Source organism: Pseudodesulfovibrio senegalensis (genome assembly GCF_008830225.1).
GTDB classification, from domain to species: domain Bacteria; phylum Desulfobacterota; class Desulfovibrionia; order Desulfovibrionales; family Desulfovibrionaceae; genus Pseudodesulfovibrio; species Pseudodesulfovibrio senegalensis.
Genome location: NZ_WAIE01000001.1, coordinates 860,961 through 881,794, shown reverse-complemented (window position 1 = coordinate 881,794; position 20,834 = coordinate 860,961). Strand labels below are relative to the sequence as shown.

The 20,834-nt window shown below is 57.4% G+C and carries 15 protein-coding genes and 1 tRNA gene; 3 read left to right on the top strand and 13 right to left on the bottom strand.

What is annotated here, in order from left to right; genetic code table 11:
* Positions 1-51 precede the first annotated feature (51 nt).
* The 5 genes from F8A88_RS03950 to carB form a co-directional block, all read right to left on the bottom strand.
* Complete coding sequence (locus tag F8A88_RS03950; RefSeq protein WP_151149788.1) at positions 52-2,391, bottom strand: penicillin-binding protein 1A; 2,340 nt, start codon at positions 2,389-2,391, stop codon at positions 52-54.
* Between the two features lie 9 nt (positions 2,392-2,400).
* Positions 2,401-2,802 carry a YkgJ family cysteine cluster protein gene (locus tag F8A88_RS03945; protein ID WP_338325277.1) on the bottom strand — a complete coding sequence of 134 codons (402 nt, stop codon included), beginning with the start codon at positions 2,800-2,802 and terminating at the stop codon, positions 2,401-2,403.
* A 210-nt stretch (positions 2,803-3,012) separates the two neighbouring features.
* Entirely contained in the window at positions 3,013-4,005 is a 993-nt protein-coding gene (locus tag F8A88_RS03940; RefSeq protein ID WP_151149787.1) for a KpsF/GutQ family sugar-phosphate isomerase, read from the bottom strand.
* A 13-nt stretch (positions 4,006-4,018) separates the two neighbouring features.
* Positions 4,019-5,440 (bottom strand): amidophosphoribosyltransferase, encoded by a 1,422-nt coding sequence (purF, locus tag F8A88_RS03935; protein ID WP_151149786.1) that lies wholly within the window; start codon positions 5,438-5,440, stop codon positions 4,019-4,021.
* A 20-nt stretch (positions 5,441-5,460) separates the two neighbouring features.
* Positions 5,461-8,694 carry a carbamoyl-phosphate synthase large subunit gene (carB, locus tag F8A88_RS03930; protein WP_151149785.1) on the bottom strand — a complete coding sequence of 1,078 codons (3,234 nt, stop codon included), beginning with the start codon at positions 8,692-8,694 and terminating at the stop codon, positions 5,461-5,463.
* Positions 8,695-9,001: 307 nt separating this feature from the next.
* Here carB and F8A88_RS03925 point away from each other — a divergent pair, with 307 nt between their 5' ends.
* A complete protein-coding gene (locus tag F8A88_RS03925) occupies positions 9,002-9,292 on the top strand; it encodes a FeoA family protein (RefSeq protein WP_151149784.1) in 291 nt (96 codons plus the stop codon).
* A 68-nt stretch (positions 9,293-9,360) separates the two neighbouring features.
* Positions 9,361-10,314, top strand: a complete 954-nt coding sequence (locus F8A88_RS03920) for a YbgA family protein (protein ID WP_151149783.1) — start codon at positions 9,361-9,363, stop codon at positions 10,312-10,314.
* 57 nt (positions 10,315-10,371) lie between these two features.
* On the opposite strand, the gene metG is transcribed toward F8A88_RS03920, so the two are convergent.
* The 7 genes from metG to murA form a co-directional block, all read right to left on the bottom strand.
* Positions 10,372-12,300, bottom strand: a complete 1,929-nt coding sequence (metG, locus tag F8A88_RS03915; protein WP_151149782.1) for a methionine--tRNA ligase — start codon at positions 12,298-12,300, stop codon at positions 10,372-10,374.
* Between the two features lie 54 nt (positions 12,301-12,354).
* Positions 12,355-13,548, bottom strand: coding sequence for a PSP1 domain-containing protein (locus F8A88_RS03910; RefSeq protein WP_151149781.1), 1,194 nt, complete (start codon positions 13,546-13,548; stop codon positions 12,355-12,357).
* A gap of 184 nt (positions 13,549-13,732) precedes the next feature.
* The gene (locus F8A88_RS03905) at positions 13,733-14,131 is read right to left on the bottom strand and encodes a response regulator (RefSeq protein WP_151149780.1); all 399 of its coding nucleotides are present in this window, start codon (positions 14,129-14,131) and stop codon (positions 13,733-13,735) included.
* 98 nt (positions 14,132-14,229) lie between these two features.
* Complete coding sequence (locus F8A88_RS03900; RefSeq protein ID WP_151149779.1) at positions 14,230-15,078, bottom strand: MBL fold metallo-hydrolase; 849 nt, start codon at positions 15,076-15,078, stop codon at positions 14,230-14,232.
* Positions 15,079-15,229: 151 nt separating this feature from the next.
* Positions 15,230-16,087 (bottom strand): HDOD domain-containing protein, encoded by an 858-nt coding sequence (locus tag F8A88_RS03895; protein ID WP_151149778.1) that lies wholly within the window; start codon positions 16,085-16,087, stop codon positions 15,230-15,232.
* Between the two features lie 110 nt (positions 16,088-16,197).
* Positions 16,198-18,645, bottom strand: coding sequence for a DNA internalization-related competence protein ComEC/Rec2 (locus tag F8A88_RS03890; RefSeq protein ID WP_151149777.1), 2,448 nt, complete (start codon positions 18,643-18,645; stop codon positions 16,198-16,200).
* Between the two features lies 1 nt (position 18,646).
* Positions 18,647-19,897, bottom strand: coding sequence for a UDP-N-acetylglucosamine 1-carboxyvinyltransferase (gene murA / locus F8A88_RS03885; RefSeq protein ID WP_151149776.1), 1,251 nt, complete (start codon positions 19,895-19,897; stop codon positions 18,647-18,649).
* Between the two features lie 72 nt (positions 19,898-19,969).
* Here murA and F8A88_RS03880 point away from each other — a divergent pair.
* A tRNA-His gene (locus tag F8A88_RS03880) sits at positions 19,970-20,045 on the top strand.
* Between the two features lie 6 nt (positions 20,046-20,051).
* On the opposite strand, the gene F8A88_RS03875 is transcribed toward F8A88_RS03880, so the two are convergent.
* Complete coding sequence (locus F8A88_RS03875) at positions 20,052-20,810, bottom strand: lipid-binding SYLF domain-containing protein (protein ID WP_151149775.1); 759 nt, start codon at positions 20,808-20,810, stop codon at positions 20,052-20,054.
* Positions 20,811-20,834: the final 24 nt, after the last annotated feature.

Here is a 20,834-nt window from a genome sequence, read left to right as displayed (position 1 = left end):
CAGGTTGACGCCGGTTTCCGGCAAAATGCGGACCACCCTAGAGCGGCCCGACTAGAAAACCTGCTTGAAAAGGTCGTCATCCGAGGCCGGCACGCCGTCGCTTCCTGCGGGTGCCGCCATCTGTGTCGGTTCCGTGCCTTCCTTGAACGGCAGGAAAAAGACCTCGCTCGACCCGGGACCGGCCAGTTTTCCGGTTTTCCCGTCTACACGCACCATAACAATTCCGGGAGGCTGGGTGAAGTCCTGATACGGATAATCCTGCTCCACCTGTTTGCGGTAATCCACCCAGATGGGGCTGGCCGCACGCGAACCGGTTTCCCATTTCCCCTGCGGCTTCATCTGGTCGAATCCCACGAATACGCCCGTCAGCAGATACGGGGTATATCCCATGAACCAGGCGTCATGTTCGTTGTTGCTTGTTCCGGTTTTGCCCGCTATGGGTCGCTTGAGCACACGGGCGCGCCACCCCGTGCCGTCGCGCACAACCTCTTTCATCAGACAGGCCATGATGTATGCCGTCTGCGGGCTGATGGCCTCCACAACCTCGGGTTGCGAGGCATACAATTCCTCACCCCACGCGCTCTTGACCGAAAGCACCAGCCTCGGCTGAATGGTGGTCCCGCCGCGCGCAAAGGCCGTATATGCCTTGCAGAGATTCATGAGGCTGACCGAGGCCGAACCAAGGGCAACGGAAAGGTCGGACGGGAAATCCGCTTCCAGACCAAGCGCTCTGGCCCGCTCGATAATCTTGTGGATTCCCAGCTTCTGGGCCACGCGAATGGTCACGAGATTTCGTGATTTGACCAGCGCGGTGCGCAACAGGGTCGGGCCATAAAAAGTATTCTCGAAATTTTCGGGCCGCCAGAGCTTGCCCTCGGATTCGTTGGCAAAAACAATGGGGGCATCCATGACAATGGAAGCAGGCGTAAAACCGTTGTCTATGGCCGTGGAATACACGATGGGCTTGAACGCGGAACCGCACTGGCGCAACGCCTGCGTGGCGCGGTTGAATTGGCTGCGACCGAAGTCATACCCGCCGCTCAGGGCCACAACCTCGCCAGTGTCCGGCTTGACCGAAACGATGGCCCCCTCAATCATGGGATCACGCTCCAGACCCAACGTCCACACAGCATCCGGTACCTCGGGTATATCGGCAACAGAAACCCAAACAACGTCACCTTTCTTGAGCACTTTGCGTGCATCGCCGGGATCGCGAACATCCTCGTGCGATTTTTTGATGTCCGGCTTGCGACACCACCACATGGACTTGAGCGTCACGAATCCGTTGAACGCGCCGAACACAACTTCTGCGCCATCCTTTTTCACGCGGGTGACAACCGCACGGTATCGATCACCTTTTTCGACATCTTCTGCATCCTGCGGTCCCTGTTCCTGAATCCGCCCGGCATCGCCAAGGCTGATATTCTCGGTCGGCCCTTCCCAACCGCGGCGCTTGGCGGATTCTTCCAGGCCGTGGCGCAGTGCTGCCTCGGCCGCCAGTTGGTGCTTGATGTCGCAGGCCGTGGTCACGGTCATGCCATCGTTGTACACGGCCTCCTCACCATACATGTCCACCAGCCAACGGCGCACTTCCTCAAGATAGTACGGTCCCACCTTCCACGAAGGATCGGCCATGGACGTATATTCAAGCGGCTTGTTCACGGCTTCGTCATACTGGGCCCTGTCAATCCAGTTCAGCTCCAGAAGCTGATCCAGGACGTACACCTGACGTTTTTTGGCCAATTCGGGATTGCGCACCGGAGAATAACGACTGGGTGCCTGCGGCAACCCGGCTATGACAGCGGATTCCGCCAGATCAAGCTCCGAAGCGTGCTTGCCGAAATAGGTACGGGCGGCAGCTTCGACGCCATAGGAATGCGCGCCGAGGAAAATCTGGTTCAAATAGATGGTCAGTATCTCGTCCTTGGTCAGATAATGTTCCAGACGGTAGGCGAGAATGGCCTCCTTGAGCTTGCGCTTGTATTTCTTTTCGGAACTGAGCAGCAGTCGCTTGATGATCTGCTGCGTGATGGTGGATCCGCCCTGCTTGACGTGGCCCGCCTTGATATTGATCACAAAAGCTCGAGCGATGGCAGTAAGGTCCACGCCTTCATGCTCGTAAAACGAGGCGTCTTCGGCCGCCAGAAAAGCCTTGGGCAACCAGGGGCTCATCTGTCCCAAGGTAACCAGAAAACGCTTTTCCTTGTAGAAATAGCCAAGCACCTGATTGTCGTTGGCATAAACGGTGGTCACCAGCGGCGGCTTGTAGTCGGTGATCTTCTTGAAGCCGGGCAGGTCGCTGGCCGCCCAGTTGTATAAAAACACGAGACCGCCAATGCCGAGCACCAGCATCACGGCAACAGTGATGAGAAATATTTTGAGAACTTTCATGATGGTTCGTCAGAATCCTTTTTTTACGGACTGCATGCCCCGGGCCGGGGGCAGGCCCCATGCCAGTCGCAATCGTCCATACAAATCGCGTAGTTCAGCACGGTTTGCACCGATACTGTTGAGAATCTGGGGAAGGCTGCTGGCCTCGCGCCGGGCGAGGCAGATACGGGCGTCAAAATGAATGACTTCGCCGCCCACGACCCAGAAGGGGAACAGGCGGCAATAGTATGGCCTGCTTTCGCGAGGAATCGTACACCCCTGCGGCCCGAGAAAACGACATGCACCGTCATCACCCACGGCAAGCCGGAAATGGCTGTCCGATTCGGCAAAAACGGTGCGTACGGTATCTTCTTCACCCGGGAAAAGGCGACAGACATTATCCACAAACGCCCGGGAATTGGCCTGAAGCACGAATCCCCCCGAGATCGGGGAGCAGTCCAAAATACGATTTTTCTCCATCTCGGACAGAGGAAAACAAAATTCAGAATCAACAGGGTCGAGATGACAGCATGTCGGTCCCAAGGCCGCGCACCGGGCACATACACCCGGATCATTATCGATCTCGCCAGCCCTGCCTTTCTGCATGTCCGTCACCATGGTCTTCCGTTCCGCACCGGTCCGTCAAACTTGAGAAAACTTCAATTTGCCCTTGCCCAACAGGTCGTGCAAATGCACCAGACCCGCCAATATGCCGTCCTCACGGACAACCGGCAAAACGGTTATCTGGCTGGCCTCCATGAGGTCAAGCACATGGGCTGACGACTCGCCGACAGTAACACTGCGCGGTGACGATGTCATGACATCGTCCACGGGCGCATCCGCATCATATACGCCGGAAACGACGATACGACGGACATCACCGTCCGTCAGTACTCCCAGGAGCCTGTCACTGTCTCCCAGCACGGCCACAAGCCCCAAACCACCTTCATGCAACCGGGAAAGTGCTCCGGCCAGCGTGGCCCCGGAACGAACAACGGGCAAATCCTCCTCGTGCATCAATTCCTCCACGCACAGGGAAAGCCTTTGCCCGAGAGAGCCGCCCGGATGAAACCGCTTGAAATCCTTTTGGGTAAACTTTTTGCGCTCCATGAGGCATACGGCCAAAGCATCGCCAACCACCAAATGCGCCGTGGTGCTGGAAGTGGGGGCAAGCCCGATGGGACAGGCCTCACGGGGAACATGGGCAAGTATGGTGATGTCCGCCAACTCGGCCATGAGCGAATCCGCCCCGCCGGTCAGGGCGATGACCGTGGCTCCGAGACTCTTGAGCGTTGGAATGATGGCGTTGACTTCGTCGGTGTTGCCGCTGTTGGAAATGGCCAGGACCACGTCTTCATCGCGAATCATGCCCATGTCGCCGTGCGCACCTTCCACCGGATGCAGGAAAAAAGACGGCGTACCGGTGCTGGACAATGTCGCGGCAATCTTGCGTCCCACAAGACCGGATTTTCCCACTCCGGTGATGACCACGCGGCCGGTGCAGGCCGCCATGGCATCCAGAGCCTCGGAAAAGCCTCCGTCCAACTGCTCCCGGACCGCCTTGAGCCCTTCAATTTCTATATCCATGGCCCGTCGGGCCACATCAAGCATGCTTTCTGGCGTACTGCTTCCCATCCGCTGACTCTTCCTAGCAGAATTGTTTGATGATCCCGGGCTTGGCAGCCGAATCCTCGAGGCTGAGCTTGCCCGCGTTCTCTTCTACCTTGACCGGGTAGTTGCCGTCAAAGCAGGCCAGACAGTAATCATCCTTGTGGGAAACCGAACTGAGCAGGCCGGGAATGGTCAGGTAATGCAAAGAATCAAGACCCAGGAAACGGGCGATGTCTTCAACTTCATGATTGGCGGCAATGAGCTCTCCCTTGGAGGAAAAATCTATGCCGTAATAGCAGGGATGCTTGATGGGAGGACAGCTCACGCGCATGTGGATTTCGCGTGCCCCCAGTGCGCGCAACTGCTTGACGCGGGTGCGAATGGTGGTGCCGCGCACCACGGAATCCTCAACGATGACGATGCGTTTCCCTTGAATCATGCTGCGCACGGGGTTGAGCTTCACCCGGACGCTGAAATCACGCATGCCCTGCGTGGGCTGAATGAAGGTTCTGCCCACGTAATGATTGCGAATCATGGCCAGCTCCAGCGGCAGCCCGGATTCCTGGGAATACCCCACGGCCGCGTAGTTTCCGGAATCCGGAAAAGGCATGACAAGATCGGCGTCCACCGGCGCTTCCCGCGCCAGCACCTTGCCCATTTCCTTGCGCCGCTCATAAACGACCTCGCCGAACACGTAGGAGTCGGGGCGGGCAAAGTAAATCAGTTCGAAAATGCACTGCTTCTTGGGCTGCGGCTCGCAGATGCGGTCACAACTCATCCTGCCGCCGTCGATGACCACCATCTCGCCAGGCGAAAGGGGACGCATGTACTCGGCCTCGATGAGATCAAAGGCACAGGTCTCGGAGGCGAAAACATAGGAATCGTCCAGCCGCCCTATGGCCAGCGGCCTGAACCCGTTGGGATCCTTGACAGCGATGAGCTTGTCGTTGGCCATGATCAGCATGCTGTACGCGCCGCGAAGCCGCTTGCAGGCCAGCTTGATGGCTTCCTCGATGGTATTGCCGTTGAGATTGCGGATAACGAGATGGACAAAAACTTCGGTATCCATGGTGGTCTGGAAGATGCTGCCCTGCTCCTCCAGTTCACAACGCAATTCGTAGGTGTTCACGAGGTTGCCGTTGTGGGCAACGGCAAGACGCAGGTCGCCATGACGGATCAGAAACGGCTGGGCATTGCGCAAAAGAGACGCCCCGGTGGTGGAATAGCGGATATGCCCCATGCCGATACGGCCCTTGAGTTCCCTGCCGATATGACGTTCGTTGAACACGTCGGCCACAAGGCCCATGCCCTTCTGCTCACGAATTCTGTCGCCGTCCCATGTCACGATGCCTGCGGACTCCTGCCCGCGATGCTGCATGGCGTACAGACCGAAATAGGTCATGCGCGCCGCTTCCTCGTGATCGTAAACGCCGAACAGTCCGCAGTATTCTTTTTTCATGCCTCTCTCTCTCGTATGTGTCAGCCGTGATAGGCCTGAAGGCTTTTGACCTGCTGTCCGGAATCGCGCAGTTCATGAATGGCCTGCACGACGGCCCGGGCACCGGCCACGGTGGTGCTGTAGGGAATGTTGTACATCAGCGTCGTCTGTCGCAACATCTTGGAATCGCCAACGGTTTTCTTGCCCGAAGGCGTATTCACGACCAGGTCGATCTCGCCGTTCTTGATGTGATCAACCACGTGCGGGCGCTGTCCTTCATGCACCTTGTGCACACGAACCACGTCCACGCCGCGCTCTTCCAGGTATGTTGCGGTGCCTCCCGTGGCCATGACCCGAAAACCGAGGGATATGAAATCCTTGGCGCACAGGACGATCTTGCTTTTGTCCCAGTCGTTCACGGAAATGAATACCGTGCCGGACGTGGGCAGTTTCTGGCCTGCGGCAAGCTGGGACTTCATGTAGGCCAGTCCGAAGCTCTCGTCTATGCCCATGACCTCGCCCGTGGAACGCATTTCCGGTCCGAGAATGACATCCACGTTGGGGAAACGGTTGAACGGGAAAACGGATTCCTTGACCGCCACATGTCCCTTCTTGCGCATTTCCCACGGCTTGAGATCACGAATCTTTTCCCCGAGCATGACCCGGGTGGCCAGCTTGGCCAGCGGCACGCTCGTGGCCTTGGACACATACGGCACTGTCCGCGAGGCTCTCGGGTTGACTTCGATGATATAAAGATCGCCGTCCTTGATGGCGTACTGCACGTTCATCAGCCCGACCACGTTCAACTCAAGGGCCATGGCCCGTGTCTGGCGTTCGATCTCGCGCACCATCTCGGGAGCAAGGCTGTGGGGCGGCAGCACGGATGCGGAGTCGCCGGAATGAATGCCCGCTTCCTCGATGTGCTCCATGACACCGCCGATGTAGACATCCTCGCCGTCGCACAGCGCGTCCACGTCCACTTCAATGGCGTACTCGAGGAATTTATCGATCAGCGTGGGGTGTTCCGGGGAAACCCGGGCCGAATCACGGAAATAGCGTTCAAACTCGTCTTCGGAATAGACGATGTCCATGCCGCGTCCGCCCAGCACGTAGGAAGGACGAAGCACAAGGGGGTATCCCAACGTGCCCGCAATTTCCTTGGCCTCGACCATGCTCATGGCCGTGCCGTTGGGCGGCTGCTTGAGGTGCAGCAGATTGATGAGCTGCTTGAAGCGCTCGCGGTCCTCGGCGCGGTCAATGGCGTCCGGGGAAGTGCCTATGAGCGGCACGCCCGCGTTCATGAGCCGCAGGGCCAGGTTCAGGGGGGTCTGCCCACCAAACTGCACGATGACGCCGTCCGGCTTTTCAAACTCGATGATGTTCATCACGTCTTCGAAGGTCAACGGCTCGAAATACAGCCTGTCCGAAGTATCATAGTCCGTGGACACGGTCTCGGGGTTGGAGTTGACCATGATGGAGGTCACGCCCATTTCCCGCAGGGTGAACGAGGAATGGCAACAGCAGTAGTCGAACTCGATGCCCTGCCCGATGCGGTTGGGTCCGCCGCCGAGAATGACGACCTTTTTCCCTTCGGCCGGGGACACTTCGCGCCCTGTCTCGTAGGTGGAATAATAATACGGCGTGTAGGCTTCGAATTCCGCGGCACAGGTGTCCACCAGATAATAGGTGGGCACGATGTCCAGTTTCTTGCGCAGTGAGCGGATGGTCTCTTCAGACGTTTTCCAAAGCGCGGCCAGCTGCGGATCGGAATAACCGAGCTGTTTCGCACGCAGCAGCGTTTCCTTGAGCTCGGGATTGTTTTCGTCGATGCCCGAGGCAATGCCGAATTCCTGAAGCTTCCGCTCCATGTCCACCAATTCAGCAAACTGGCGGATGAACCACGGATCGATCATGGAAGCGTCGAAGATTTCTTCTTCGGTCAGGCCCACGCGCAAGGCGTTGCGCAAAACCAGCATGCGCTCGGAATTGGGCTTGCGTAACAAGGCAAGTAAATCCTTGCGGTCCTCGGTACACTCGGCAAAATCCCTGCCCAGGCCGGTCTGCCCGGTTTCCAGGGAACGCAACCCTTTCTGCAGGCATTCCTTGAACGTCCGGCCGATGGCCATGGTCTCGCCCACGGACTTCATGGCCGTGGTCAGGTAATCGTCGGTTCCTGGGAATTTCTCGAACGTGAACCGCGGAATCTTGATCACGCAGTAGTCGATGGCCGGCTCAAACGAAGCCATGGTTTCGCGAGTGATGTCGTTGGGAATCTCGTCCAGCGTATACCCCACGGCCAGCTTGGCCGCGATCTTGGCAATGGGGAACCCGGTGGCCTTGGAGGCCAACGCGGAAGAACGGGAAACGCGCGGGTTCATCTCGATGACGATCATATCGCCGTCTTCGGGATTGATGGCGAACTGCACGTTGGAACCGCCTGTTTCCACGCCGATCTCGCGCATGATGGCCAGCGAGGCGTCGCGCAACATCTGGTATTCGCGGTCGGTCAGGGTCTGGGCCGGGGCCACAGTCACGGAATCGCCGGTATGCACGCCCATGGGGTCGAGGTTCTCGATGGAACAGATGATGACGCAGTTGTCTTTCTTGTCCCGCATGACCTCAAGCTCATACTCTTTCCAGCCGAGGCAGGATTTTTCGAGCATGACCTCGTTCTTGAGCGAAGCGGCGATGCCCTGCGAGGCAATCTCCACAAGGTCTTCCATGTTGTAGGCCACGCCGCCGCCGGTACCGCCAAGGGTATAGGCCGGGCGGACAATGATGGGAAAATCTATTTTGCGGCCCCATTCGCGGACTTCTTCCACGGTTCGGGCAATGCCGCTCGGAGGAACCTTGAGGCCGATGTTTTCCATGGCCTCACGAAATTCTTCGCGGCTTTCGGCTTTCTTGATCACATCCAGATCCGCGCCGATGAGTTCAACGCCGAATTTGTCGAGCACACCCATTTCGGCCACGGCAATGGCCGTGTTCAGGCCGGTCTGGCCGCCAAGGGTGGGAAGCAGCGCATCCGGTCGCTCCTTCTCGATGATCTTGGCCACGGTTTCGGGTTCGATGGGTTCAATGTACGTCCGGTCCGCAAGGTCGGGGTCGGTCATGATCGTCGCGGGGTTCGAGTTGACGAGCACGACTTCGTAGCCCTCTTCCTTGAGGGCCTTGAGCGCCTGTGTTCCGGAATAGTCGAATTCACAGGCCTGGCCGATAATAATGGGGCCGGACCCGATGAGCATAATTTTCTTCAGGTCGGTGCGTTTGGGCATGTATTTTTCGCCAGCGGGTTGAGGTTATGACTTCGCGAGGAGTCCTGGTCGGGCAATCCCCTACGGGCGGGCAACCCTGCCGCCGCGCAGAGTGATGCGGTCATACAAGGTTATACCCGGGAAAGCAATTTTTATATGCCGCATCATACGATTTTGGACAACCCCAGAAGAGTTTGGAAGCTAACTATTTTCGCTGTTTACCCTCCCTACGGTCAAACTATCAAAGCCAACGGTCATTTGCCCATTGACAAGCGGGAGGCTGATTCTTATTTTCACTTTCACCTATTGGGAAGGGAGCACAAAAATCATGTCCGAAAAACCACTGAATTGCTTTTGCAAAGGCACCAAGGTGCGCGTCATAGACATCAAGGGCGGGTGTCAGGCCCGTTCCCGTCTTTTGGCCATGGGCCTGACTCCGGGATGCCCTGTTGAAATCCTCAGCGACGGGCATGGCCCCATCCGTCTGAAGGTACGCGACTCGGAAATAGTGCTCGGTCAAGGACTGTGCGACAAACTCATGGTCTGCAAATCCTGTGAACACCCCGGTTGCCCGCACAAGCGGAAAAAGCTCGCCAACAAAAAAGCAAAGGCAAGCTGAAAAGAATCACTGATCTTCGGGCTGAAGCCATATATAGTTTTCCGACACATATCATCGGAGGATCAGCCATGACCGACCAGCTTCGCCTCGGCATCAGTTCCTGCCTGTTGGGCAACGAAGTCCGCTACAACGGCGGGCACCAACTCGACCGCTATCTCACGCACACGCTCGGCAAGTTCGTCGAATACGTTCCCGTCTGCCCGGAAGTGGGCTGCGGAATGTCCATTCCGCGCGAACCCGTCCGCCTTGTGGGCGATGTCGCAGCTCCCCGCCTTGTCGGGCGCGAAACGGGAACGGACTGGACCGAGGCCATGCAAACGTGGGCCGCGGACAGGCTCGAAGCGCTGGAAGAACTGGACCTGTGCGGATTCATATTCAAGGCCAAATCTCCATCCAGCGGCATGGGCCGCGTCAAGGTCTATCCGCCGGAAGGCGGCCAGCCCCGCTACGACGGACGTGGCCTGTTCGCAGGCATGTTCATGGACCGCTTTCCCCTGCTGCCGGTTGAAGACGACGGTCGCCTTCACGATCCGGTCCTGCGCGAAAACTTCATCACCCGCGTATTCACCATGAAACGCTGGCGCGACACCCTGAAGCAAGGCAAGACGGTCGGCAATCTCGTTGATTTTCATACCCGGCACAAGCTTTTGCTCATGTCATGCAGTGTGGAATCCTACCGCGCGTTGGGAAAAATGGTGGCAGGAGCGGCAAAACACGATCCGGAACCGCTTTTCGACGACTATCTGGAGCAGCTGATCAAGGCCCTGACACTGAAAAGCACCATCAAGAAAAACATCAACGTGCTGCAGCACGTGCTCGGCTATTTCAAAAAGGACCTCGACGCGGCCGAAAAGCAGGAATGTCTGGAACTCTTCGAGGCTTACCGGCAAGGCCATGTTCCTCGAATCGTCCCCATCACCCTGCTGAACCACTATGTGCGCAAATACGGCAAGCAGTACCTTGCCGAACAGACATACCTGAACCAGCATCCCACGGAACTGCGTCTTTTGAACCACGCATAAAAAAAGGGCCCGGACAATAGCCGGGCCTTCATTTATTCATTTTGCTGCACGCACAGGTCAGCTGACCTTGGAGCCGGGCAAAACTTCGCCGGACGGATGCAGCAGCTCCATGCCCTTGTCGGTCTTCACGGCCAGAATCATGCCCTGCGACAGCTGCTTGCGCAGTTTACGCGGTTTGAGGTTGGCCACCAGCACGACCTGACGACCAACAAGGTCGTCCGGGGCAAAGAATTCGGCCAATCCGGCCACCACCTGACGCGGATCGTCCTCGCCCACATCAACACGCACCAGCAACAACCGGTCCGCATCCGGATGCTTTTCCACGTTCAGCACGGTGCCGACCCGCAGGTCCAGCTTCTGGAAATCCTCGAATTCGATGAAACCTTCGCTCGTGGTCTTTTCAGCGCTTTTGCCCTTCTTGGCCTTTCCGGGCTTGGGCGGCATCGGCTCGGCCAGTTCCACACGGGGGAAAAGATTGGACGTCTTGGCCACGGTAATGCCGGACTCCAGCAATCCCCACACTTCGGGCTCCTTGCGCAGGGCCACCTTGCGCGGATCGAACTGGATGCCCAGCTGCTCGAGCATGCGCTCGCTGGCTTCGGGCATGACCGGCCACAGGTGCACGGCAATCTTGCGCATATTCTCCAGCAACACGTAAATGACCGTGCCGAGACGGGACATTTCCTTGTTCTTGAACAACGTCCACGGCGCGGTGGTGTCGATATACTTGTTCAAACCGCGCACCAGTTCCCACAGCCCTTCCAGGGCACGGGAAAACCGCAGGTCCGCATATTCCTTCTGGTAGGTCTTCATGGCCTGCTGGCCCACCCGCTTGATTTCGAGATCCTCGATCTCCTCGTCCTCGGGAGTGGGAATCTCGCCGCCAAAATACTTGTGGGTCATGGACAGGGTCCTGTTGAACAGGTTGCCCAGGTCGTTGGCGAGGTCGGCATTGAGGCGGTTCACCAGCGCCTCTTCGGAAAAGCTCGAATCCTGCCCGAACGACATCTCGCGCAGCAGGAAATAACGGAACGCGTTGATGCCGTACGTGTCCTTCATGGCCAACGGCTCAATGACGTTGCCCAGCGACTTGGACATCTTGGTATCCTTGACCAGCCAGTAACCATGCACGTTGAGATGCTGGTAAACGTCGATGTCCGCAGCCCTGAGCATGGTGGGCCAGAAAATCGCATGGGGCTTGAGAATGTCCTTGGCTACAAGATGGTTGGCAGACGGCCAGAATCGCTTGAAATCCTCACCGTCGGGGTAGCCCAATGCGGTCAGGTAATTGATGAGCGCATCAAACCACACATAGGTGACATAGTCCTTGTCGAACGGGAGTTCGATCCCCCAGGTCAGACGGGACTTGGGGCGCGAAATGCACAAATCCTCAAGCGCACCGGAATCAAGCAGGCTCAAAACCTCGTTGCGATACCGCTCGGGACGGATGAAGTCGGGGTTGTCCAGGATGTGCTGCCGCAACCAGTCCTGATACTTGGACATCTTGAAAAAATAATTCTTTTCGGAAATATACTCGGGAACCGTGAGGTGGTCCGGACATTTGCCGTCCACCAGTTCCTTTTCCGTGTAGAAACGCTCGCAGCCAAAACAGTAATAGCCGCCGTATTCCCCGAAATAGATGTCGCCCTTGTCGTAGACCTTTTGCAGGATGTCCTGCACCACCTCGACATGACGCGGCTGCGTGGTACGGATGAAGTCGTCATTCTCACACATGAGGTCGGGCCAGAGATCCCTGAACAACTGGCTGATTGTGTCCACATATTCCTGCGGAGACTGGTCATTGGCCTCGGCTGCCTTGACGATCTTGTCGCCGTGCTCATCCGTGCCGGTCAGAAAGAACGTCTCCTCGCCCCTGATCTTGTGGAAACGATTCAGGGAATCAGCCACGATGGTGGAATAGGCATGCCCCAGATGGGGCTTGGCATTCACATAATAGATGGGCGTGGTAATATAAAAACTATCCAAACTGAAAGCTCCTTGTGCACTGTTGAAGCGTTCCCGCATCACGGGGGAAACGCGCTACTTCTGTTTGGGCTTGGAAGGCCGCCGCCTGCGCCGACGTCTCGGGCGCTTGGGTTTTTCGTCTCCCGCATTGGCGGATGCGGCGTCGCCGGACTTGGGCTTGCGCTGTCCCGGCTTGCTACCGGAACGGCTGCCCTTTTTTGCAGGAGATTTCTTCCTGCGCGAAGGACGACCTTCACCAGCGCCTTTCGCTGAGGCATCGTCGCCGCCATCGCGGGATTCGGACCTTGTCCCGTTTTTTTCAGAAGACGTGACTTTTTCTTCCTCCGCCTTCCTGCCCGTGGCTGCAGCCCCTTTCTGCGCGGGCGGGCCGCCTCTGCGGGGCGGTTTTCTTCGTGGCCGCCCCTGAACCGGTCCCAAAGGCCGATCAATGCCCTCGCCGACCGGCTTGTTGACAATATCGTTCCATTCGTCAAGAGAAACTTCGTGTTCCTCGCCGAATTCCGTATACAGGCTCAAAGTCTTGTTGAAAAAATTGGAACGAAGAACCTTGGCCTGTCCGAGTGCCGTAGGATACTTGCGTCCGACCTTGGGACACTGCTTGTGAAACTCCTCATAGGCTTCCTGCTCGAAACTCAGGCAACAAAGAAGTCGTCCACAAATCCCGGAAATCTTTGTGGGATTCAAGAACAAGTTCTGTTCCTTGGCCATCTTGATGGTCACGGGAACAAACTTGCGCATAAACCGTCGGCAGCAACACACCTGTCCGCAGTTGCCAATGGCCCCGAGCATCTGGGTCTCGTGGCGCACGCCGATCTGACGCAATTCGATACGGGTACGGTACTGACGGACAAGGTCCTTGATCAATTCACGAAAATCGATTCTGCCGGGCGCGGTGAAATAGAAAATCATTTTGCTTCGGTCAAAAAAGACTTCCACATCCACGAGTTTCATTTCCAAACCGTGCGTATCAATACATTGACGGCAGTAATCATAGGCTTCACGGGAAAGATCGTCATTTTCGGCAAGTGAAGCGAGATCCTCGTCATTGGCAAGGCGATAAATGGCCTTATGTTCTTCGGACGCTTCACCCTCAGGCGGAGCCTGACGGACCATGACCACCTTGCCGAGCCCCATGCCCTGATCGGTTTTGACGATCACTCGCTGGCCTTCCCGGACCACGAACGGACCGGATGAAAAATAATAGACCTGACTGTAATCGTTGAACTTAATACCAAGAATTTGGCTCATGCAATCCTGCTTGTATATGCGAACTCCCCATGGGAAGGCGCGTTCATTCGGAACGGGTAATATAGGTGAAAACCCCCGCAACTTCAAATGCCATGCTCAGGCAATCCGCGGAAATTTTCCCTTTCACGAAAAACCGCCTCCCGGCAGCAACCGGAAGGCGGCACGATACGCAAAAAAAATGCCGTCAATCGATAAGGCCCAGACTCTTCACCTCGCCGATCAGCTTGTTCTCGTCAATAGGCTTGACCAAGTAGGACGAGGCCCCGCCAAGAAAAAAAGCATCGTGCGTTTCCTGCTCGTCGTCGAGCATGGTGGTCACTATGACCTTGGTTTCATCGTTGGGATGCACGTCGAATTCCTTTTCAATGGCCCTGATCTCCTTGAGCGCGTCCTGACCATCCACTTCCGGCATCATCAAATCCAGACACACGAGCGAATACGGCTCGCCCCGCTCCATGGCCTCCCGAAAGGCGAAAATGGCTTCCTCGCCGTTGACGGCAATATTGCAGGAGGCGTAGGGGCGCAGGATTTCATGAATCATGTTCCGGCTGTAAAAATCGTCATCAACAATCAGGGCTTTCATCGGATCCTCCGAACTGAAGTTGACACCAACGGTGCATCCGTCAAACGTACTCACATGCATTTACAATTCAAACAAGAACAACACAATGGAAAAATGCGCTAGCCGTGTCCGACATCCACGACCATATCCTGGGCAACGGCAAAACAATGCAGATTTTCGCCCCGCTTCACCAGTTCCGCCCGACACCGTTCCACAATGGCATCAACGTCGTGATCGGCACGGTCCTGATTATGATGATACAATCCGAGGCTCTTCACGCCCGCTGCCAGCGCAAGTTCCAGCACTTCCATGAAGTGCGAATGGCCCCAACCGCGTTTTTCCTCGTATTCCTCAGGACTGAATTCAGCATCGTGCACGAGCAGGTCCGCTCCACGGCAAAAATCAGCATACTCTGCAAACGACCTGCCTCCCCGGTGCGGATAGGACAATTCATTATCCGTCAGAAACACAAATGACCGACCTTTCTCGATAAACCGATAGCCAACCCCCTTGTTCGGATGACTGAGCGGTATGGTCCGAATCTCCATGTCTCCGATGAAAAAAGACTTGCTGCAATACTCCTCATACTGCACGTCCGCCTCAATGACATCAAAGGAAACCGGAAAACACGGGGGGCTCATTATCCGAGCCAGCAACATTTGCATGTTGCCCTGTTCCAACGGACAACCAACGATTCGCACGGAATTTGCCGAATCATACAGGGGACGGAAAAACGGAAAACCAAGAATATGATCCCAATGTGCATGGGTAAAAAGCAGCGTGCATTTCCGCTTTTCCTCCTCAAGCAGCCGCTTGCCCAACCGCCGGATGCCGGTACCGGCATCAACGATGACGACATCATCCCCCGCTGTTCTGATTTCCATGCAGGTCGTGTCGCCGCCATATTTGACATATGACACCCCGGAAACACCTATGGATCCCCTGGCACCCCAGCATCGAACGATCATGAACACGCTCCGTCAGCAACAAGACACACGACCACGACAGGTCTGGACAACTGCCAAAAAACAAAAAAACCTGTATGAACATGGCGAATACCCTCGGGGCGGCACCATGTAAACAGCATTAGAAACGGATACAGCCTGTCAGGGGCAACTGTCAGCCGCCCCCCAATTTGATGAATATGCGTGAAGCATCCACAGCCTCGTCCAGGCCGGAAAGGTCCTCCACGATTCCCTGCAATCCCATGCCGAACCGTTCTTCCATGCGTGCAGGCAAGGATTCGACTTCATAATTCCCGGCTGTTCCGAACGAAAGCCGCTTGCTGATCTGGTCGGCGGCAAAAACACAATCCAGCAACTGGGAACCGGAGACCTCATCCGGGGAATGATGGTGGGCAATCACGCCGCATATCCGTTCCGGCAAATCCCAATGACGGGCCAGCAATTCACCAGCCTGCGCATGGTCGCACCCCAATATCTCGCGCTCCGCACGGCAGATATCCACATCCGGTTCCATGGCGTACTTCATCACAGCTCGGTATTCATCGGGCATGAACAGGGCGAAGACGATCTTGCCCAGATCGTGCAGCAAACCGGCCGTGAAACAGTCGCCCCGTTCCTCATGGCCTGCTCCAAGTTTTCGGGCCAGCATGCCCGCGGCAGTGGCCGTGGCAAGGGAATGGAGCCAAAATGCTCCCATGTTCATATCGCGGAATGTTCCGGAAGGAATGGCCGCAATAACCGCAAGACCGAGGGCAACGCTTTGCAGCATTCCCATGCCCAGCAGCACGCCGACCTGCCGGATCGAGGTCATTTCCTGCGGCATGCCGAAAAAACAGGAATTGGCCAATCGCAGTATCTTCAGGGAAAAGACGGGATCACTGTCAATTGCCTCGACCAGATCCAGTCGCGGATACACCTCGCCGCCCGACATGCGCATCAGCGTTCGCACACTTGAATGCAAAGCAGGCACCCGTTCCACGGCATCACGAATCGACTCCAATCCGTCTTGCATCAACACGCTTCCCTGATTTTTTCCGTTCCGGACAAAGGTACCCCAAGAACCAAAGGCCTACAAGCGCCGCCCGAATGGGCCGTAAAAAAACCTCTTCCGCCTACCCGGCATTATTTGACTCCTGCCCCGGCCTCGAACCACATGTTCATGTTCCCGGCATTGCCCCGTGGCCACGTTACCCGAATCATGCCGCAATCCGCCGTGGTCCACAATGCAGTACCTCGCCGCTGCAATGCGCGGACAACATCCTTTGCTGGAAAACCATACCGATTGAGATACCCGCATGAACAGACAGCGTATCGCGCCCCCACCACGTCATAAAACGCAGGGGCCAAGCTGCCCCTGCTGCCGTGATGCGGCACAACCAGAACAGAACACCTCAAATCATTCGTCCCACGGGCCAGCCTCTCCAACACCGGTGATTCCACGTCGCCACACAAAAGAGCCAGTCCCCGCCCTTCGCACTCCAGACGCACAACCTGAGAACGGTCATTGACCGAAGCCGATACGGAGTCGCCCACCGGATTGAAACACTCAAAAGAATAGCCGTTGCCGAGTTCAATGCGCCCACCGGCATACAGGCCCCGGGCAACCAGCCCGGCCCTGCTGACAGCGGCCTGCATGCGCTGCCCGGTGCTTCCGGAAGGCAACGGCCTATTGGCGTACAGCACGTTCACATCAAAATATTCGAGAATGTGACACAACCCCTGCGAGTGGTCATAGTCGGAATGGGACAACAATACGCCTTCCAACCGAGGCGCGCGACCACCGGAAAGGAAAGGACCGACCACCGCCTCGCCGATGTCAAAAGTGCGGCTGGCAGTACCGCCCCCATCCACGAGATACCGCCGTCCACCGGGCAACGACACCAACACGGCCTGTCCCTGCCCCACGTCCAGCATGGTCAGACTCGCCCTATCCTGCGCATCGTGCATGGCAACCTGCCAATGGGGACCGACCAGCAGCACAAGCCCGGCCACCCCCATGACCGGCAAACTCCTGTGTCCGGCACGGCGCACGGCAATCAGCATTCCGAGCATCAACAAGGCAAATCCCAGAATTTCAGGCCAGAGAGGACGCAACACTGCCACCAGAGGAGAAAAACCCGAATCTCCCGCATAGTATAACATTTTCAGCATGCCGTCGGCTATCCGCGCAGAAAAAACCAATGGCAGAGTCCACCCGAAAACAAGCGAACAAAGGGTTCCAAGCACCCCCAGCGGCATGACCGCACATCCAAGAAGCGGAATCCAGACCAGATTCAACAAAGGATTGAGCGCCACCATGCCGAAATTCCACGAGAGGAGCGGCAACAAGGCAAGATTGGCGCAAACGCTGATGCACAGAAGGGCCCCGGCCCAACGGAACACGCGCGAGAAAAGGCCATGCCCCGAAGGCAGCATGTGCAACGACAACGGAAACAATACGGCGATACCTGCCACGGCAACGCCGGACATTTGCATGCTCAAATCGAAAACGGACGTGGGATCGAACAGAACAAGCACGGCCAGAGCCGCAAACAGTCCGTCCAGCAATACGCGGCCACGACCGGCCCACAACAGGGCTCCCCAAAAGCCAAACATGATCCCAGCCCGCAACAGGGACGCTGAAGGCTGGCCAAGCCAGACATAAAAAAACACCAGTGGCGCAGCCAGGAGAACGGCCAGACGGGGCCGTGGCACATGCAGATAGATATCCGGCCAAACCCATCCCCCCATGAAGGCAAGCCCCACACCCATGAGTGCCATGAACCCCACATGCAGGCCGGAAAGGGCAAGGGTATGCGAAAGTCCGGCCCGGCGCATGGCCCGAACCGTTTTTGTGCTCAGTTGGCTTCTGTCCCCGGTCAGCAGGGCATGCACCAAGGCCCCGCCCTGCGTTTCGGGCACGGCGGTACGCACCGTCATGCCGACCTTCTCCCGAACAGCCCATGAAACATTTTGCGGAGCCGGTCCCCATTGTGGAGCATTGCGCTTCCCCCGGGTCCACGCCTGCCAGTAAACTCCGCGCAACCGCCAGTACCACGCATAATCCCACACGCCCGCGTTACGAAACCCACGCACCGGACGCGGCCGAACATGTAAACGCACACGCTGCCCGGGTTCGGGCCGATGCCCGGGATATTGCCACGTCCAGACCAACTTCCCGGCAAGTGTTTCCCGCTCCCCCTGCGGCACAATGCATGCGATATCCTCAAGCACGATCTTCAGTTTGTGCTCCGGGCGGGTCACCACCTGATCAACAACACCGGAAAGCGTAACCATACGGCGTTGCTCCATCCATTCGGGAACAGGCGGCGCAGGAGCAGGCAATGACAGGGTGCCGACAACAAAACCGGACAGCAACGCCAGCAACAGACACGCCCACCACCGGCCCGAAAAAAAACGGCCGTACCGCAACAAATGGTCCACTGCTCCAAGGCAAAACCAGGCGACGAGAGCGGCAACAGGATACCGAACAGCCATGACGCCAAACACCAACGACAAAAAAAAGACCTGCCAAGGCAGCAGCCCGGGCAGGTCCGTTTGCAACGTTATGGAAGAACGGCCATGGGCCATGCTATTCCTTTTCCCTCCAGATACGCGCGCCAACGCCAGAGAGCTTGTCCTCTATGCCTTCATAGCCGCGATCCAGATGATAGATGCGGGATATTTCGGTCCTGCCCGAAGCGGCCAAACCGGCCAAAACCAGTGAGGCCGAAGCCCGCAGATCCGAAGCCATGACCTGCGCGCCCACAAGCTGATCCACGCCGCGCACGATGCCCATACGTCCTTTCAGGGTAATGTTGGCACCGAGCCGCGCCAATTCCTGAACGTGCATGAAACGATTCTCAAAAATCTTTTCCTCGATGGAGCCGGTGCCGTCCGCAACGCACATCAGGGCCATGAGCTGGGCCTGCATGTCCGTGGGGAATCCCGGATACGGCTGGGTGACCACGTCCACGCCCCGAATGCGCCCTTCTGGACGAACCAACACATGGTCATCCCGTTCCTCGAGCCAAACACCCATCTCGCGCAACTTGTAGCTCACCGCGTCCAGCTCCTGAAACGGGCAATCCGCCACTTCCAATTCCCCGCCGGTAATGGCGGCCGCCACCAGATATGTTCCGGCCTCAATGCGGTCCGGCATGACCCGGTACGAGCAGCCGGTCAGTTTTTCCACGCCCTGCACGCGGAGCACGCTGGTCCCCTGCCCGGTGATCTTGGCGCCCATGGCATTGAGAAAGTTGGCAAGGTCCGTGACCTCGGGCTCGCGGGCCGCGTTTTCAAGAATTGTCTCGCCCTCGGCAAGGCTTGCGGCCATAAGCAGGTTTTCCGTGCCGCCCACCGTGGGAAAATCAAAGGTGATGTGCGCGCCCTTGAGGCGACCGCTTTTGCCGAGGATGTATCCTTCGGTCAATTCGAACTCGGCCCCCATGCGCTCCAGTCCCTTGAGGTGAAGGTCCACAGGCCGGGCACCGATGGCGCAACCGCCCGGCAGGGCCACCCGGGCCTCGCCCAGACGCGCCAGCAGCGGGCCAAGGCACAACACGGACGCGCGCATGGTCTTGACCAGATCATACGGGGCTTCCGGGCTGAGATTGGTGACGCAGGAGGTAGCCTCGTTGCCGGAAAACTCGGTTTCGCAACCCAGGATGTCCAGCAAACGGAGTGAGGTATGAATATCGCGCAGCCGCGGAACATTGGAAAGCGCCACAGGCCCTTCGGCCAGCAGACAGGCCATGAGAATGGGCAGGGCCGCGTTCTTGGAACCGCTCACGGTAATCCGTCCATGCAACGGAACACCACCTTCCACAATCAACTTATCCATGTATTTTTCCTTTTTTTTGTTTTCTTTGCTTGACCATCAAGGGCGAGTTGGATAAACGTACCCCCTCACACGGTGGGTGTAGCTCAGTTGGTAGAGCACTTGGTTGTGGCCCAAGTGGCCGTGGGTTCAAGTCCCATCACTCACCCCAGTGGAATCAAGAGGACGGAATGACAAACATTCCGTCCTTTTTGTTTTGCTCCAAATGCATGGAGTCCAGAAGCCCGCGAAGGCTGTCCGCTCCGAAATTCACGTGCCGGGAGTGAAAGAGAATATCCCCGGCGTCAATGCCGTTCACACCGTAATAGGCTTCATTCAATGGAGTACGTCCGGCCAGCCCGGCCCCGCCCAGCGAAGCCCCGGCGTAAAAGCCGTCCCAATCGGTGAGCAGCACGGTGTCCAGTTCGCGGGTCAATCCCCACGGCGTGTTGCCGTCGCTCAGGTTCCAGATGGTCAGGCCGCCGCGCAGCTTGTAGGAAACGCCACCCGCCAGCGCGTCTTCGAACAGTTCCCGGCTCAGGAATACCAACACAACGGCTCCACCTTTGATTCCCGCCTGCAAGCCCACCGAAGCCCCGCTCAAAGCCATGAACGAGGGGTAACTCCACCCCCGGTCCGTGTGCGCGCAGGCAACGCCGGTGCCGCCTTCAAAGGCCGCCACGAAACCGACCTTGCCTACCGAGGGAAAAATCATGATTCCGGCAGCGTTCTCAACAAGAAACGCGACCCCGTGATCAGGATCGCGCTTCATGAAATCTTCCATTGCGCGCACAGACTTGTCCACGACCTGCTGGGCAAGGTCGGCCTTGGGGCCGGAATCGGCCTGGCCGGCACTGCGGCGCGCGCCGCAACCGGCTACCACAAGGCACAGGGCCAAAATACATAGCTGTTTGCACACACAATTCATGATATACATGGCCTAAAATCTGCCCACCATGGT

Excerpts from the sequence above, each read along its gene's own strand:
- purF (WP_151149786.1), bottom strand. The coding sequence starts at position 5,440 with ATGAAAAAAGAATACTGCGGACTGTTCGGCGTTTACGATCACGAGGAA.
- F8A88_RS03890 (WP_151149777.1), bottom strand. The coding sequence starts at position 18,645 with ATGGCCCATGGCCGTTCTTCCATAACGTTGCAAACGGACCTGCCCGGG.
- F8A88_RS03895 (WP_151149778.1), bottom strand. The coding sequence starts at position 16,087 with ATGCAAGACGGATTGGAGTCGATTCGTGATGCCGTGGAACGGGTGCCT.
- F8A88_RS03925 (WP_151149784.1), top strand. The coding sequence starts at position 9,002 with ATGTCCGAAAAACCACTGAATTGCTTTTGCAAAGGCACCAAGGTGCGC.
- F8A88_RS03905 (WP_151149780.1), bottom strand. The coding sequence starts at position 14,131 with ATGAAAGCCCTGATTGTTGATGACGATTTTTACAGCCGGAACATGATT.
- F8A88_RS03940 (WP_151149787.1), bottom strand. The coding sequence starts at position 4,005 with ATGGGAAGCAGTACGCCAGAAAGCATGCTTGATGTGGCCCGACGGGCC.
- F8A88_RS03900 (WP_151149779.1), bottom strand. The coding sequence starts at position 15,078 with ATGATCGTTCGATGCTGGGGTGCCAGGGGATCCATAGGTGTTTCCGGG.
- murA (WP_151149776.1), bottom strand. The coding sequence starts at position 19,897 with ATGGATAAGTTGATTGTGGAAGGTGGTGTTCCGTTGCATGGACGGATT.
- F8A88_RS03920 (WP_151149783.1), top strand. The coding sequence starts at position 9,361 with ATGACCGACCAGCTTCGCCTCGGCATCAGTTCCTGCCTGTTGGGCAAC.
- F8A88_RS03875 (WP_151149775.1), bottom strand. The coding sequence starts at position 20,810 with ATGTATATCATGAATTGTGTGTGCAAACAGCTATGTATTTTGGCCCTG.
- F8A88_RS03910 (WP_151149781.1), bottom strand. The coding sequence starts at position 13,548 with ATGAGCCAAATTCTTGGTATTAAGTTCAACGATTACAGTCAGGTCTAT.
- F8A88_RS03950 (WP_151149788.1), bottom strand. The coding sequence starts at position 2,391 with ATGAAAGTTCTCAAAATATTTCTCATCACTGTTGCCGTGATGCTGGTG.
- carB (WP_151149785.1), bottom strand. The coding sequence starts at position 8,694 with ATGCCCAAACGCACCGACCTGAAGAAAATTATGCTCATCGGGTCCGGC.